10 protein-coding genes and 1 tRNA gene are annotated in these 16617 nt (G+C 47.8%); 2 read left to right on the forward strand and 9 right to left on the reverse strand.

Going from position 1 to position 16617, the window contains the following annotated elements; translation table 11 throughout:
• Positions 1–212: 212 nt before the first annotated feature.
• The 3 genes from Q0K92_RS12025 to fdxA are packed head-to-tail and all read right to left on the reverse strand — an operon-like array spanning position 213 to position 6795.
• Positions 213–3689, reverse strand: a complete 3477-nt coding sequence (locus Q0K92_RS12025; RefSeq protein ID WP_297326037.1) for a UvrD-helicase domain-containing protein — start codon at positions 3687–3689, stop codon at positions 213–215.
• Positions 3676–6441, reverse strand: coding sequence for a PD-(D/E)XK nuclease family protein (locus Q0K92_RS12030; protein WP_297326038.1), 2766 nt, complete (start codon positions 6439–6441; stop codon positions 3676–3678). The genes Q0K92_RS12025 and Q0K92_RS12030 overlap by 14 nt, the downstream gene beginning before the upstream one ends.
• Before the next feature lie 30 nt (positions 6442–6471).
• Positions 6472–6795, reverse strand: a complete 324-nt coding sequence (fdxA, locus tag Q0K92_RS12035) for a ferredoxin FdxA (protein WP_110341613.1) — start codon at positions 6793–6795, stop codon at positions 6472–6474.
• Between the two features lie 257 nt (positions 6796–7052).
• Here fdxA and Q0K92_RS12040 point away from each other — a divergent pair, with 257 nt between their 5' ends.
• A complete protein-coding gene (locus tag Q0K92_RS12040) occupies positions 7053–7976 on the forward strand; it encodes a peptidylprolyl isomerase (RefSeq protein ID WP_297326039.1) in 924 nt (307 codons plus the stop codon).
• Positions 7977–8016: 40 nt separating this feature from the next.
• Here the strand turns inward: Q0K92_RS12040 and metH are convergent, their stop codons facing one another.
• The 6 genes from metH to aroQ all read right to left on the reverse strand — a co-directional run bounded on the left by metH (position 8017) and on the right by aroQ (position 16315).
• Complete coding sequence (gene metH / locus Q0K92_RS12045) at positions 8017–11727, reverse strand: methionine synthase (RefSeq protein ID WP_297326040.1); 3711 nt, start codon at positions 11725–11727, stop codon at positions 8017–8019.
• 218 nt (positions 11728–11945) lie between these two features.
• The gene (locus Q0K92_RS12050) at positions 11946–12779 is read right to left on the reverse strand and encodes a zinc-ribbon and DUF3426 domain-containing protein (protein ID WP_297326041.1); all 834 of its coding nucleotides are present in this window, start codon (positions 12777–12779) and stop codon (positions 11946–11948) included.
• A gap of 108 nt (positions 12780–12887) precedes the next feature.
• Positions 12888–13805 (reverse strand): 50S ribosomal protein L11 methyltransferase, encoded by a 918-nt coding sequence (gene prmA / locus Q0K92_RS12055; protein ID WP_297326042.1) that lies wholly within the window; start codon positions 13803–13805, stop codon positions 12888–12890.
• A 55-nt stretch (positions 13806–13860) separates the two neighbouring features.
• A complete protein-coding gene (gene accC / locus Q0K92_RS12060) occupies positions 13861–15216 on the reverse strand; it encodes an acetyl-CoA carboxylase biotin carboxylase subunit (RefSeq protein WP_297326043.1) in 1356 nt (451 codons plus the stop codon).
• A gap of 24 nt (positions 15217–15240) precedes the next feature.
• On the reverse strand, positions 15241–15723 hold the full coding sequence (accB, locus tag Q0K92_RS12065; RefSeq protein WP_297326044.1) for an acetyl-CoA carboxylase biotin carboxyl carrier protein: 483 nt from the start codon (positions 15721–15723) through the stop codon (positions 15241–15243).
• Between the two features lie 136 nt (positions 15724–15859).
• Entirely contained in the window at positions 15860–16315 is a 456-nt protein-coding gene (aroQ, locus tag Q0K92_RS12070; protein ID WP_297326045.1) for a type II 3-dehydroquinate dehydratase, read from the reverse strand.
• Between the two features lie 225 nt (positions 16316–16540).
• On the opposite strand from aroQ, the gene Q0K92_RS12075 reads away from it, so the two are divergent.
• A tRNA-Thr gene (locus Q0K92_RS12075) sits at positions 16541–16616 on the forward strand.
• Position 16617 lies beyond the last annotated feature (1 nt).

Below are 16617 nucleotides of genomic sequence, written 5' to 3' on the forward strand. Positions count from 1 at the left end.
GTCGACCTTACCCCTTAAAGTCAAGTCATTTGTCATAAATAACATTCTCCACATCAAGGAATTTTTATGCCTAGCCACCTCTTTTCCCTTTTCTCTACAAGGACTAAAAAAATGAAACCACTTCACAAAAAATTTATAACTTTTTTATTATCCCTATCCAAAAATATCCTGCCAGCAGCGCTAACCAAAAAATGAAATTACCATCTCAATGCTCACCATTCTCGCCAACCACGAATCAATGGAAAATAAATTCCCAGTCTTATTGGTCGTGCATCTAATTGTTGCATGAGTTCTGCATAGTAATTAAGCTGGCGATGGTAGCGAACTTGTTCTCGATCTAAAAAACCTTGTATATCAGCACCTTCATGACTACTGGTTTTATAATCTATTATCCATCGAATTCCATCGGGATCGCAAAAAGTCCTGTCAATTATCCAGCTCATTGGCACATTATTAGCGATACCGGTAATCCTTAACTCATTTTGTGCCAACTGTTGAGACCCCAAAATCCACTGCCCACGCGTATCGTCAAGAGCATTTGTCAGCGCTAAAATGATGCGTTCAATCGCATATTCCATTTCTTTTTTACTTCCACTCATCCCATCAGCCAGCAAATTCTGCCTGAATTGATAATGCATCGTTTGTATACGTGCCACACTCCAGTCATTCATTTCATCTTCTGCAATTTGCTGCAACCATCGATGCACCACATTACCCACATGGCGGGCCATTTCACTTACCCAAGAAAATTCTATTTCTTCGTGTATTTGTTGTCTATCATAGGGTTCTTGCCAGGCCATTGATTTGGGAGCATCCGGCAACTCCCATTCTGCTCTCAATCGATAAATACCTTGATTGTTTATATTTCTGCTAGTTACAGTTACTTCACCGCCGCTGTCTTCCGACTCACAATTCCGTGATGTGTTATTTTGTTCCGCTGCATCGCTAAAAATTGGCTGCACAACTGCCCAGAGCCTGTACAGCAATGAATCAATCATCGGTTTCTTAGGTATGTTTTTATCTGACTCTAAGCCTACATGACCCAACAAATGCAGAAACTTTTTTGCCCGCGTTGCCGCGACATACAGTAAGCGATCCGCTTCAAACTGCGCTTTGCTTCGATCCAATGTTTCCAACCACCGATAAATTGGATCTTTCTCTGTTCCTGTTTCCTGAATAGGCGCGAGCAATAAATCAACCGTCGATTGTTTTTCCTCATCCGCGGCTTCGCTATTCGGCTGCTCCATCCATTTGAACAACCATTTATCACTGTTGCGCGGCGCGCGACCAAGTCCAGGTACAATCACTGTATCAAACTCAAGTCCCTTGGCTTTATGAATCGTCATGATCTGCAAGGTATCATCCGCATTCAAATCCGGTAAGGCATAAAGCGCACTCAACCCTGCTTCAAACTTTGCCAAGTCCTGGATATCTCCGGCTATTTCCTGATGTTCAAGATAATCCAGAAAGATCTCGGCATCATTCTGATTATTTTCGACGTGATTATGATCAGTTACCACTGAATTTGTACAACCCGGACCACCCAATGCTTGCCAAGCTGCTTCCACGGTCGCACGGAGCGACTGACGCTGCCGATGATCCATGCACAGCTTCAGTATTTCGCGCACGCGCTGTATGCGGATCCTTGCATCAGCGGAAACAGCCTGCCAATGGCTTTCATCGCACATCAATTCCCATATCATCGTTTCTTTAGTCATAACAGTGCGATTATTTGCTTTTTCCTCAACAGATATCAGCGCATCAATATCTTTAAGTAAAAGACCACACCAGGGCGCGCGCAATAATGCAAGCCAGGCAAGGCGATCAGCAGGATTTATCAATGCACGGGTAAGCGCCAGCAGATCCTGCACCACAGGTTTATGATGCAACAATTCAATATCAATGGCGCGAAATCGTAGACTGGCTGCTTTTATTTGCGCAACAATTTCGCTTAAATGGCCGCGATTACGCACCAAAATCGCAATCGTACCGATTGGATCATCGCGCTGCGTTTGTGTGATAATTTCTACTAACCGCCGTGCTTCTTCCGTGTCATTTCTTTCAAGCAAAGGATGCACCTTCACCGCATCGCCTGCTAACATGGGGTGTGTTGCAATAGAAGGCGTATAGGCCACTGCACCTGTTACAACATCTTCGCGATCAGGCATGATTTGCGTAAAAGCCGTATTAACCCAGTCGATAATACCTTGCTGCGAGCGGAAATTTGCGCTGAGCGTAATCGGCTGCAAAACCAATTGACCAATTCCTGTGCTTCGTGCTTGCAAAAAAAGCCCTACTTCCGCTTCACGAAAGCGATAGATGGATTGCATCGGATCACCTACCGCAAACAGGCTGCGTCCATCCCCTGCTTCCCAGCCTGCAACGAGCTTCTCGATCAACTTAAACTGACTGATTGACGTATCCTGAAATTCATCGATCATCAAATGCCTGATACGATAATCCAATGCCAACGCCAAATCGGTCGGCGCTTCAGAATCGCCCAGTGCAAGCAATGCACGCTGAGAAACTTCTGAGAAATCAACTTTGCCGCTAACCTGAAAAATGACTTTGAGTTGTGCCACGGCATAAGGCAACAACCGGGTAATCGCCCCCAGTATTTCCCATTGTTTATCGGAATAACAAGGCGGCGGCAATTGGCGCAACTCATGCAGCGCTTGCCGGAGCGCATCTTCCGGACTCAGCAAATCAATCAGAGCTTCCCATCGATTCTTCCACGCTTTTGCTGCATCCTTTTCGGCCTTGGTATTACCGGATGGAAAGCCTTCTTTAACAGAAATTCTTTTTCGCCAATCGCCCTCCTTCGTCAGCAACAACTCAGCGATTCCATGCCAATGCTCAATATCCGCTTCCGACACTGCTTTCAGGTGCTCACAGAAGGTAATTGCTGAAGACTTACTTTCAGCAATAAGATTGGCAGCCGCGTAATACAGCAATTTCAGCAGTTCATTGTGCATTGCCTCCGGAAATGACCGGGAAACAAATTGCAATGCATTGCGGCGCGAATTTTGCAAGGATGTTTCCAGTTCTTCTCGATTTCTGCCATGTAGATGGCGCAGCCAATGGTCACGCTTTGCCAGCATCTCGGCGAGCAATGCCTCAATGCGCGCCATGTCGTTATCCAGATGTTCGAGCAATCGTTCCACATCATGCGCAATTGCATGGTCCAGCTCCACCAACGCCAAGGTAGCCCGCGCTGCCTCCAGATAGAAATCTGCAGCATCTTCAGCCGTCTCAGGCTGTGCGCCGAACTTTGACAACATTGGCATTTGCCGTGTCAATGCAGCACATAACGAATCGATTGTTTGTATTCGTAGCCGCTCCGGATTCTCAGCGATATGCCAACCAGCCTGCCGGTTCCGCTGCAAAACAGCAGCCGATAGCTCACGATTCAGTTTTTCATAAGCAGTATCGGTATCAGCCGGCTGCTTTTCAATTTCCAGTGCGGCTAACACACGTGCACGCATTTCTGCTGCGGCTTTTCGCGTAAATGTAATCGCCACAATTTCTTCCGGTGCATCAACACAGGCCAGCAATCGCAGATAACGTTGAATCAACAACGCTGTCTTGCCGGATCCGGCCGGTGCCTGCACGATAAACGATTGCGTAGGATCAAGCGCCCAATAGCGCTCATCTGCATCCGGAATCGGTACCGTATCAGGCATTTTCATCGTCCTGCTCAATCGAATTATCGCCAACCCGTTCATGAATCCGGCAAAACAATTGCATATCGCAATATTCACAAGTTGCCGGGAAATTTTTCGGATTTACTCTGGCATCGCCGCTGCAAAAACCCGCCGCCAGATTTGTCAAATGCTTGCGCCATTCTACAATCAAGTCTTCCCACGTATTAAATGGCTTGCATGCGCTCAATTGGGAAAAAGCTTTCACACCCGGCAACAAATCCGCATCCCGCACAATCGCCGCAAATCCCATGTCACCTCGCTTGATGGCAGCAAATGCAACGCCGGCAGCCTGCTGTTGTGTTTCTTCGGTCATAATCAGATATAAAGGCAGTTGGGGTTCGTCCGGGCGCTCTCCGAGCATTGTCTGAATGGATTGCTTGCTGGTTTTATAGTCAATCACGATGTGTTGTCCATCTTCCAACTCATCGACGCGATCCAGACGCGCGCTCAACACCAAATCACCGATCCGGATGGTGCGCTTCTCCTCCGTCGCGATCACCGTAAAATAACCACGTTTTCTTTCTTCAACCAGCCATTCACGTGCCAAACGCACCAAGCGTCGCTGCTCAACCTGTGCAAAACGGCCTGAAAGCGCAACCGGCCGATACTGCCGTATCTGTAAAACCGCACTGTTGGCAGCGCTGGTCAGCATATTCTCAAGATCGTGATCGCTGATGGCATCGAGCGCTTCCTTGGTTTGTAGCTGACGCCATAACTGCGCCAATACCTGATGTACCAATGAGCCCCGCTCCATCGCATTTAAACCGACATGCGGCACCTCTTGGTTTTGGATATGTAATCGATACTTGGCCCAGGCGCGAAATGGGCATGCGGCGTAATCCTTGATGACCGACGTACCGCCTTTGATACCTTGCGTCATCGCTCCTTTATCCAGCGGCGGCGCCTGACTGTCATCGATCCGTTCCAATTCGCAGGATTGAATTATGAGATCACGATGCTGCGCAATCACAGGGAGCGTGAGCTTTCCTTGCGGTATCGATTGAATCAGCGGACTGGGTTTTAACTCATGCCCATCACGATCGTCACTATATTTTGGATAACTTAAAATAACTTCTTTGGCACTGGATAGCCATCCATCCGTCAAGCGTTGACAGTAAGCCGATGATTCCAGCGTAGAACCCAATGGCAGCTTTGCCTTACGTTGCAACTCCGGCGGCAGAAATGGATTGGGACGAGCACGCAAAGGCCATTGTTCATCCGATAATCCCATGACCCATAGATAATCAAATTCCATCCCGGCAGCTTCCAGCACCCCGAGAATTTGAATGGGCACTTCCGGCGTTTCCGGTTGAAACAATGTATCACCGGCTATTCTTTTCAAACGACTAATGGCCTCGTGATAGCTGGTTTTTGCAATTACATGATCGAGCGTCGCAAAATCCGCAACGAGCGTTTGCCATTTACTAACTGTTTGGTATTCCGTGGAATTCAGACTGCGCTCTCCGGGAAAGCCAACAATCTGTAATACTTCCGAGATGATTTTGGCAAATACAGTGTGGCTCTCAGATTTGGGTAACTGTGTTTGGCGGAATGCAGCTAATGCCGACAAGCGTTGCAGCAGAACCGGGCAGTCTGTTTGACCGCCTGCTTGCTGTACGAGCACAAGTAATCGTGCCAACGTAATCACAGGTTCGGCATATCGGCGTATACGCATATCCAGTAAGGCGCGCTGCCCCATCTCCGCTTCCGCTCCGGCAAGAAATGGGGAACGCAGCCAATGGCTCACACGACTAAACTCCACCTCCCGATCCAACAGAGCAAGTACCACCAATGCCGTCTCAATCAATGGATAAGACGTTAATGCTAGACCCAATGAAATATTGAAAGGAACAACTGGATGTATAGCGCCCGGTAGCGCAAGCCTGATATCCGGCTGCATGACTGTGGTAAAAATCCGCATCAATGCACTGCGGTAATTGGCTAATGCCGGCACCACGATAGCGACACGAACTGCATGATCCGCTTCTACTTTAGCCCGTGCCCATACGGCCGCCTGATAAATCTCATCACGACTGCTGATACTTTCAACACACTGAACATTACGCAAGTACTGCTGATCATCGGCTGCCGGGCCGACGGTTACAACTTCACATCCAGTAGCAGCAAGTTTGTTTAAAAAGGTAATGGATTGTGGCGCAATCACATCAAAACCATAGCAAATCAGCGACAATGGTTTTTTTATGTCGAGAGACTCATAGTGCTCTGTGAGCAGATCACCAATACGCGCTTGATCTGTCTGTCCGTTGCGCTGAGTGATATGCTGATAAGATTCCGCCCAATCCAGAAATGCCTTAACATCCTCATTCGGATAAAAATCGTGGAGATGACGTTTAAGCTGCCATGCGTGTGCCAGTTGCCATGCTTCGCGAGCCGATTGCGCTGTTTGCGGAATCTGCAGTAACGATTTCCCCGCCGCAGAGGATTGAATGACCGACTCCCACAGCACTTGTTCCTGTGCCGCAGAGAGTAACAAAGGTAACGTTAATGCCTGCTTTGAATAAAGCGCATTAAAATAAATACGTTCAATTAAAGATGTCAGCGGCAGGACATCGGCTGTATACCAAGCCGCCGCTTTTCCATTGACTTGTTCTTGGTTGAATCTTGCTTTAAGCGCCAATGCAAGCCTGCGGTTTGGTGTTATAACCGTAGCACCGGCATTTATGCGCCTAAAAACCTCACTAAAGGGGATTTGCGGGAATTGTGAAAAGCCAGACATGTGCGGTATCTAAATTACCGCCATTTCTGCTTAGCGTTGCAGTTGATCCAGTTTGTCTTTAACACTTGCCCAATCATCCGCATCAGGCAGTGCATCTTTTTTCTCAATAATTGGGCGCCATTTTTTAGACAATTCAGCATTCAGCCCAATAAAATCCAATTGCTCATCGGGCACATCATCTTCAGCATAAATTGCTTCCACCGGGCATTCTGCAACGCATAACGTGCAATCGATACACTCATCCGGGTCAATGACTAAAAAATTGGGGCCTTCGCGAAAGCAATCTACCGGACATACATCCACACAATCGGTATATTTACATTTAATACAATTTTCAGTTACTACATAAGCCATGACAACGATTCCTTGCTTGATACTTTTATAGAATTTCGTATTTTAACAGAATTCTAACAAACAACGCCATCATCAAAACCACTGAAATGCTGATCAGTTCCATTGCTGCTATCTACGTTGCATTTAAAAAGCCTTTATATTTCTACATTCTAACTTGTATCTCTTGATACAAACCCAAAACTTATCAATCATAAAACAATTGCTTCTCGTGGATTCCTATGCGTAGAATTCATTTTTAACTTTAATGGGCGATCATTATGTATTTTATTCAAAAGTATTATAAAACTGCATTATTTGCTTGCCTGTTGCTGTCACCAACCATCGCAAAAGCTAATCCGATCGCTTGTTTCAGTACCAATATGGGGCAATTCTGTATCGAGCTTTTTGAAACAAAAACACCGCTGACGACCGCTAATTTTATCGATTACATCAACAGCGGCGCCTACAACAATGGCATCTTTCACCGCAGCATACCCGGTTTTGTCATTCAAGGTGGCGGCTACAAGCTTGTTGATGGTAGCAATGGAAAAACACTCGCTCCCGTTACTACATTTCCTCCGATCACCAATGAGTTCAAAATTTCCAATACGCGCGGCACCGTTGCCATGGCGAAACTTCCCGATCATCCCGACAGTGCTACCAGTCAATGGTTTGTCAATCTGTCTGATGAAAACTCCCGGAATCTGGATTTCCAGAATGGTGGCTTTACGGTGTTCGGGCGCGTTATTTTTGATGGAATGAATGTCATTGATGCCATTGCAGCTTTACGGCCTACCAGTCTCAATCTTGGCGGCAGTTCCACACCTGTACCGCTGATCAATTTCAACGGCACACAGGTTTTAGTCAGCAACTTCGTGCAGATAAATCAAATCGCAGTCACCGATGCAACAGGTGTATTCAGTGAGGGCATTGTAAGTTTTGCGGTTGATATTGGCACGGACGCAGCACTCGAAGTCAGTTTACGGTTGATCGAAGACAGTCCGAATTACGTATTTGAGCTTGATCAGGCCACCATCACGACATTGCCGACAAAACCAGCCGATATCGCAACTTTTTCGAGCCAGAACGGCGAATTACGCATTCCGTCGGTGATGATCAATGCGTCTACAGTTGTTCATAATGTAGTGATGCAATTGACCAATCCGCAATCGTATCAGTTTACATTGATCAGTTTTGACTAACCGATTAATGGGCGGGCATTCAAGCAATCTTGCAAAAAACTTATCGCTCATACGCCAGTACGGGCGCCAGCCATCGCTCGGCTTCCTCCACTGCCCAATCTTTCCGTTTCGCATAGTCTTCCACTTGGTCTTTGCCGATTTTTCCGACGGCAAAGAAGGTTGAATCAGGATGTGCAAAATAAAAACCGGACACTGCTGCGGTCGGCACCATGGCAAAGGATTCTGTGATAATGATACCGGCATTCTCAGTCGCATTCAGGACAGCGAACAACGGGCCTTTTTCGGTGTGATCCGGGCAGGCGGGATACCCCGGCGCAGGCCGAATACCGCGATATTCTTCGTTGATCAATTGCTCATTGGTTAAGGTTTCATCCTTAGCATAACCCCAGAATTCACGCCGCACCCGTGAGTGCATATGCTCGGCAAAAGCTTCGGCCAAACGATCCGCCAGCGCCTTGAGTATAATTGCGCTGTAATCATCATTGGCATCCTCAAAGGCTTTGACGCGCTCATCAATGCCAAATCCGGCACCCACGGCGAACAAACCGATGGTATCTTTGATGCCGGTTTCCTTCGGTGCAATAAAGTCGGACAAACAGCGATTGGGTTTGCCTGTGGGTTTTTGATCTTGCTGGCGCAGGCAATGATACGTCATGGCCAGTTTACTGCGCGTTTGATCAGTGTAAATCTCGATATCGTCGCCGACAGAATTGGCCGGAAACAAACCGATCACCGCGTTGGCGCTCAGCCATTTTTGCTCGACGATTTTCTTCAGCATCGTCCGCGCGTCGCGAAATAACTGGCTCGCCGTTTCTCCAACCACTTCATCCTGCAGAATATCCGGATAACGTCCGGCGAGCTCCCAAGCCTGGAAGAAAGGCGTCCAGTCGATATATGGAACAATCTTTTCCAACGGGTAATTATTCAGCGTGCGGATACCGATCAGTTCGGGTTGATACGGTTGATAATTTTTCCAGTCGGTCTGATACGCATTGGCACGCGCTTCGGCCAGCGTCAGCAGTTTCGCCGGCCCTTTCTTATTTTTGTGCTGCGTGCGCACTTTCTCGTATTCATCCTTAATCTCCTGCACATAGCTTGCTTGCAAATCCTGAGACAGCAAATTACTGCACACGCCCACCGCACGGCTGGCGTCGGGCACCCATACAGTCGGCCCCTCATAGTGCGGCGCAATTTTGACCGCGGTATGTACCCGTGAAGTGGTCGCGCCACCAATCAGCAATGGAATGGTAAATCCCTCGCGCTGCATTTCTTTGGCGACATGCGCCATTTCTTCCAGCGACGGCGTGATCAATCCGGACAGACCGATGATGTCGGCTTTCTCACGTCGCGCCATATCCAGAATCTGCGCACTCGGCACCATCACGCCCATATTGATGACTTCATAGTTGTTGCACTGCAAAACCACGGTGACGATATTCTTGCCGATATCGTGCACATCGCCCTTGACGGTGGCGATGACAATTTTTCCCTTCGGCTTGTTATCACCCGATAATTTCTTTTCGGCTTCGATAAAAGGTAACAAATGGGCGACTGCCTGTTTCATCACGCGCGCGGATTTAACCACCTGCGGCAAAAACATTTTACCCGCGCCAAACAGGTCACCGACGACACTCATGCCTTCCATCAACGGCCCTTCGATCACCTGAATCGGACGGCCCCCCTTATTTTCAATCTCCACACGGGCTGCTTCGGTATCCTCCACAATAAACGTGGAAATGCCTCTGACCAACGCGTGCGTCAGCCGCTGTTGCAGTGGCTCATCGCGCCAGGCCAAGTCTTCAACTTGTTCTTTTTTCTTACCTTTGAAGTTTTCTGCATATTCAACCAGACGCTCGGTCGCATCCGCACGCCGATTCAGGATGACATCCTCGACTTTTTCCAGCAATTCTGCGGGAATATCCGAATAAACCCCCAGTTGCCCGGCGTTGACAATGCCCATCGTCATGCCTTCCTTAATCGCGTGATACAGGAAAGCGGTGTGAATCGCTTCACGGATCGGCTCGTTACCACGGAAGGAAAACGACACATTCGACACCCCGCCGCTTATTTTGGCATACGGCAAGGTCTGTTTAATAATGCGGGTAGCCTCGATAAAATCGACGCCATAATTATTGTGCTCTTCAATCCCCGTCGCGATCGCGAAAATATTCGGATCAAAAATGATATCTTCGGGTGGGAATCCAATTTGGTCGACCAGCAAGTGATAACTGCGCGTGCAGATATCGACTTTGCGTTTCAGCGTGTCAGCCTGCCCCTGCTCATCGAACGCCATCACAATTACCGCCGCACCGTAGCGGCGGGCCAATTTGGCATGATGGATAAATTCGGCTTCGCCTTCTTTCATGCTGATGGAATTGATAATGGGTTTGCCTTGCACGCATTTCAAGCCCGCTTCAATCACCGTCCATTTACTGGAATCGAGCATAATCGGCACTTTGCAGATATCCGGCTCGGCTGCCAGCAGATTCAGAAAAGTCACCATGGCTTTTTGCGAATCCAGCATGGCTTCATCCATGTTGATATCGATAATCTGCGCACCATTCTCAACCTGGCTGCGCGCCACATTCAACGCTTCTGCATAATCATCGTTGAGTATCAAGCGGGCAAATGCCCGGGAACCTGTCACATTGGTACGCTCGCCGACATTGACGAACAAGGAATCATCCCCGATATTCAGTGGCTCCAGGCCGGACAAACGTAATTTCTTGGGAATTTCAGGTATTTTACGCGGTGCGATATCCGCAACGGCTTGCGCGATCGCCTTGATATGCGCCGGCGTGGTGCCGCAACAACCACCGACAATATTCACAAAGCCCGACTGCGCGAATCCTTTGATCTGGCTCGCAGTATATTCCGGCGATTCATCGTAGCCCGTTTCCGATAAAGGATTCGGCAAGCCGGCATTCGGATGCACACTGGTATACACATCCGCCACACCGGCCAGTTCTTCCACATAAGGACGCATGAGCTCGGCACCCAGCGCACAGTTGATACCGACCGATAACGGCCGGGTATGGCTCACCGAGTTCCAGAACGCTTCCGGCGTCTGTCCCGACAGCGTACGTCCGGAGGCATCGGTAATCGTGACTGAAATCATGATCGGCAGACGTATGTCATGATCTTCGAAATATTGATCAATGGCAAACAACGCAGCTTTGGCATTGAGCGAGTCGAAAATGGTTTCAACCAGCAGAATATCCGCCCCGCCATCGACCAGCCCGCAAATGGATTCCGTATAATCGGCGACTAACTGATCAAAGGTAATGCCACGAAAACCGGGATCATTGACATCCGGAGAAATGGACGCAGTTTTGGTGGTAGGTCCGATCACACCGGCAACAAAACGCGGCTTTTCCGGTGTTTTGGCTTCAAAGGTTTGCGCTGTCTCGCGCGCCAGTTTTGCTGCGGAAAAATTCAATTCATACACCAAATCCTGCATGTGGTAATCAGCCATCGAAGCCGCATTGGAATTGAATGTATTGGTTTCGATGATATCCGCACCCGCTTCCAGATAACCGGCATGAATCGACCGAATAATTTCCGGCTGCGTGAGGGTCAGCAAATCGTTATTCCCTCTCAGATCATGCGGGAAATCGGCGAAACGCTGACCGCGAAAATCCGCTTCGGTAAGCTTGAAGGTCTGAATCATCGTGCCCATCGCGCCATCCAAAATCAGGATGCGTTGCGCAAACAGACTTTCCAGTAAAGCAGTGCGAGGATTTTTATTCATTGATGAAAACATGTGTAAGAAAAGATGAATGCGCCATTATACCTTAGCTTCCGCACGCTACTTGTGAGAGTCGATTAACAGGCCGTTGAAAAAATATTTTCGAGGCAGCCGATACCAGGCAAAAGCAGGCAAGAAAACACAGATTACACCTAATAAATGAGCATGTTGAGCTTTTTTTAACACCGTAGCGGCAACGCAGATAGTTTTTCAACAGCTTGTTAAAGATAAAGCAACAACAAGCGATAACCCAGAACATCCAGATTGCTGCTGTCAAAATCCAACCGGATTTCAATCTCATGCTGGGCTGCAATAAATTGCAACGATTTATTTTCTTCCTGCAAGTAATCCTGCGCTGTAAAAATACGGCTCACAATTACCTGATCGTGTTCATCCAATAAAGAGAGCTGTAATGCGGGCAATGCTTGCGGGAAAGGCGCGTGATTGCGGATGATTGCCGACAGCATTGCGACTTCCGGTTGCCGCAGGATATTTTTTTGCAAATCCGATGCTTCAATACCCAATTGCTTGATATCCTGAGGATAAGGTACAGTGCAGGCCATAATCGCGCAGTATCGCTCTAAATACGGCCTGACCCCAGGCGCAATGATCGTCAGTTCGGTGCGATTGATATACGCTATTTGCCCAATCAGCAAGAGCAGTAAAAAAACATTCGCTGCCCCCCACCTACCCTGTGATTGCTTGCGCGGCTCCTCAGCGGTTAGGAAATCATCCGAAGTTGCCATGGCTGTTTGATTCGAATCTGCAGCAATCGGCAAATCCATGACATCATCGGCATTCGCGGTTACTGCAAAACTTTCTGCAGATACTGTGGGTACTACGGGTACCGCGAGCGCTTCGGGCTCGCTGATGGGTGATGATTGAAACTGGGATGGATATTCAATGACCGATTCACTGACGGTAATCAATGTAGCAAATCCGTTGAATACCTGCTGACAATGTCCGCAGCGCACATCACCGCTATGCGCTTGTAATTGCACAGCATTGACACGGAAAGTAGTGCCACAATCAGGACAGAGTGTCACGAGTGCCATACGCTACTTCCTGTATTTGACCGCATTGGGTGTCAACAACCAGTTAATGAGATAGGAATTTAATTTTTTCTGCACCAGTTTACAATCCTGGTTGAGGCGATGATTATTTCATCTTTTGATCCCGGTTAACAGCACCCAGGCTTCTTGTTCGTCGGCAATGCACATATCAAACCATTGTTGATAAACATCCCGGACTTCTTCGGCTTGTTCTTTCAGAATCCCCGACAATACGATATGACTGTGTTGCCGGACTGCCTGCGCAAGGATCGGCGCCAACAGGATCAAAGGATTCGCCAGAATATTGGCAACCACAACATCCACTTGCTCGTCCGGTTGCAAACCTTGCTGAACGGTTTGATGCGTTGTTGTAAAAACAAATCTGGATGGATCGCACTGATTGCGCAATGCATTTTCCTGACTGGCTGCGATCGCTTGGGGATCGATATCAATACCGGTGACATGATCCGCACCCAGCTTTAGCGCTGCAATGGCCAGTATCCCGGAGCCGCAACCATAATCAATGACTTTGTCTCCGGGCTGCAGATTCTGGTCCAGCCAACCGAGGCACAATTGCGTGGTAGGATGGCTACCCGTGCCAAAAGCCAGTCCGGGGTCGAGTATCAGATTGATCGCGGCAGGATCGGGCGATTGATGCCAGGTTGGCACAATCCATAAACGCTGGGATATCCGGATCGGATCAAACTGCGACTGGGTCAAACGCACCCAATCCTGCTCTTCAACACGTTCCAGACGGTAATCAGGTTGACTGTCGAGTTGCGCAGTGTGGGTTATATTGCGCAGAATCTCATCGATATCTGCATCCTGATTAAACAGCGCAGACACTTCGGCATTCTGCCAAATCTCACCGCTTGGCTCTCCAGGTTCTCCGAACAGCATTTGCTCAGCTTGCGTATCGGCGGCGGCATCATGAATATCCACTGACAGTGCACCCTGTGCCATCAGCGCATCGCTCAGTCGTTCAGCATGCGCCGCATCAGCTTTGATAATCAGCGTAACCCAGGACATGCGTTTTTATAGAGATTGTCAGCAATCAGATTGCATGTAACCAATTGATTGCTTATCAATTGGTCTTATTATGCAAGGCAAGTTTCTGTTCCAGATAGTGGATCGAGACACCGCCGCGCAAGAAAGATGCATCGGCGAGCAAATCCCGGTGCAATGCGATGTTTGTATGGATACCAGTGACCACCATTTCGGATAAGGCAATGCGCATGCGCGCAATCGCTTGTTCACGCGTATCTCCATAAGTAATGATTTTGCCGATCATGGAATCATAATAAGGCGGCACCATGTAATTATGGTAAACATGCGAATCAACCCTGACGCCGGGGCCGCCTGGTGCATGATATTGCGTAATACGTCCGGCGGAAGGCGTCAGCTTATAAGCATCCTCGGCGTTGATGCGACACTCGATCGCATGTCCCTTGAACGTGACATCCTTTTGGCTGAACGGTAACACATGACCGGCGGCAACATTGATTTGTGCTTGTACCAGATCGATGCCGGTAATGGCTTCCGTCACCGGGTGCTCCACCTGCAAGCGAGTGTTCATTTCAATGAAATAGAATTCATTGTTTTCAAATAAAAATTCAAATGTACCCACACCGCGATATTTAATACGGCGACAAGCATCCGCACAACGCTCGCCGATTTTATTGCGCAATTTTTCAGAAATGCCGGGGGCAGGTGCTTCTTCGAGAATCTTCTGGTGACGGCGCTGCATGGAGCAATCTCTTTCACCTAGGTGAACAGCGTTGCCATGTTCGTCAATCAATAACTGAAATTCAATATGCCGTGGATTTTCCAGAAATTTTTCTGCGTAGACTACCGGGTTGCCAAATGCCGCTTGCGCTTCATTGCGCGTCATGATCACTGCATTGGACAAAGCAGCTTCCGTATGTACAACCCGCATACCGCGCCCACCGCCACCACCGGCAGCCTTAATGATGATGGGGTAGCCGATCTCCCGCGCAACTTTCTTAATCTCATCGATGTGCTCAGGTAACGCGCCATCTGATCCCGGCACACAGGGTACACCGGCTTTTCTCATAGCATTCTTAGCACTGACCTTGTCACCCATTAAGCGAATCGTTTCCGGCCGCGGACCAATAAACACAAAACCGCTCTTTTCCACCCGCTCGGCAAAGTCTGCATTTTCTGACAGAAATCCATAACCGGGATGAATCGCTTCTGCATCGGTTACTTCCGCCGCACTGATAATCGCCGGGACATTAAGATAACTCTGCGCCACTGGTGCTGGACCAATACACACCGACTCATCGGCCAATTTGACATATTTTGCTTCCGCGTCGGCCTCAGAATGCACCGCCACAGTTTTGATGCCCATCGCACGACAAGCACGCTGAATCCGCAAGGCAATTTCGCCACGGTTTGCTATCAGAATTTTCTCAAACATAGTTATCCGATCTCTATTCGGCGATCATTGTATGACGAATAAAGGCTCACCGTATTCAACCGGCTGCCCATTTTCCAGCAAGATTGCTTTGATAACACCATTTTTATCGGCTTCAATTTCATTCAGCAATTTCATCGCTTCAATAATGCATAGCGTATCGCCCACCTTGACGCTTTGTCCGATTTCCACAAATGGGTTCGCTCCTGGTGAGGCGGCTCGATAGAACGTTCCAACCATGGGGGATTTAACAACATGACCATCAGGCAATGAATTTTTATTTGCATCCGAGGTTTCAGAAATCTTATCAGTTTCCGAAACGGGTACCGATGCCGACTGTTGGGCAGGAGGCATCATCGGTTGCATAGCAGGCGGTAGAAATGCATAATTCTGCACCCCGGAACCAGATTTGCTGATGCGAACTTTCTCCTCACCTTCCGTAATTTCCAGTTCTGCAATACTTGATTCTTCAACCAATTCGATGAGCTTCTTAAGCTTTCTTAAATCCATATCCAATCTCCCGAGACATTGCCTCGCTTTAAGGTAGTTCTATAACTAAAAATCAACACTGCTCTAGTGTAAAAATGTGCGAAGACTACATTGCAATAAAAATTGAAGTTTAAAACTATTTATAACCGGCACCCGGTCAATCAGATGTCATCGCATATCTCAGTGCCAGTTCGTATCCTTTAGCACCTAAACCACTGATAACGCCAATTGCCAAATCCGAAAAATAAGATCGCTGACGAAAAGATTCACGAGAATAGATATTCGATAAATGCACTTCGATAAAAGGCAATTTTACCGCCGCAAGCGCATCACGCAACGCAATACTGGTATGCGTATAGGCAGCCGGATTGATAATGATAAAATCTGTTTCATCATGCATCGTTTGCTGAACTCTATCTATCAAAGCATATTCAGCATTACTCTGAAAAAAGTCCAGCCTAATACCAGTATTTTCAGTTAATTTACTCAAATTTCTGTTAATATCTTGCAGCGTATTACCACCATAAATCTCCGGCTCACGAACCCCCAACAGATTCAAATTGGGCCCATGCACAATCAAGATATTCTTAGCATTTGCATTTTCCGCATCCATTTAATAATTATGGACTGTTATCCTAAAAATGTACAGATTTTTGACGAACTTCGCCGAACTTAAGCGAAAGTTGTTGAAAAAATATTGAATCCGATTGCTCAAAGATAGCTTCTGAATCACTTCAAAAACAAATGATGGCCAAACCGCAAATAACCGAACCGGGTTCTTTATAATTTGCCCGTAGTTCCCCAAACATCTATAATGCGAGGCTTCATTTAAGTCTTGGCTGTTGTAGCTCAGTTGGTAGAGCAACTGATTCGTAATCAGTAGGTCCGCAGTTCGATTCTGCGCAACAGCACCAA

Origin of the sequence: Nitrosomonas sp., from assembly GCF_024282095.1 — a bacterium.
Taxonomy (GTDB): domain Bacteria; phylum Pseudomonadota; class Gammaproteobacteria; order Burkholderiales; family Nitrosomonadaceae; genus Nitrosomonas.

What these genes read in the sequence shown, in the direction of transcription:
- metH (WP_297326040.1), bottom strand. Translation starts at nt 11,727, where the DNA reads ATGAATAAAAATCCTCGCACTGCTTTACTGGAAAGTCTGTTTGCGCAA.
- Q0K92_RS12030 (WP_297326038.1), bottom strand. Translation starts at nt 6,441, where the DNA reads ATGTCTGGCTTTTCACAATTCCCGCAAATCCCCTTTAGTGAGGTTTTT.
- prmA (WP_297326042.1), bottom strand. Translation starts at nt 13,805, where the DNA reads ATGTCCTGGGTTACGCTGATTATCAAAGCTGATGCGGCGCATGCTGAA.
- Q0K92_RS12040 (WP_297326039.1), top strand. Translation starts at nt 7,053, where the DNA reads ATGTATTTTATTCAAAAGTATTATAAAACTGCATTATTTGCTTGCCTG.
- aroQ (WP_297326045.1), bottom strand. Translation starts at nt 16,315, where the DNA reads ATGGATGCGGAAAATGCAAATGCTAAGAATATCTTGATTGTGCATGGG.
- accB (WP_297326044.1), bottom strand. Translation starts at nt 15,723, where the DNA reads ATGGATTTAAGAAAGCTTAAGAAGCTCATCGAATTGGTTGAAGAATCA.
- accC (WP_297326043.1), bottom strand. Translation starts at nt 15,216, where the DNA reads ATGTTTGAGAAAATTCTGATAGCAAACCGTGGCGAAATTGCCTTGCGG.
- Q0K92_RS12050 (WP_297326041.1), bottom strand. Translation starts at nt 12,779, where the DNA reads ATGGCACTCGTGACACTCTGTCCTGATTGTGGCACTACTTTCCGTGTC.
- fdxA (WP_110341613.1), bottom strand. Translation starts at nt 6,795, where the DNA reads ATGGCTTATGTAGTAACTGAAAATTGTATTAAATGTAAATATACCGAT.
- Q0K92_RS12025 (WP_297326037.1), bottom strand. Translation starts at nt 3,689, where the DNA reads ATGAAAATGCCTGATACGGTACCGATTCCGGATGCAGATGAGCGCTAT.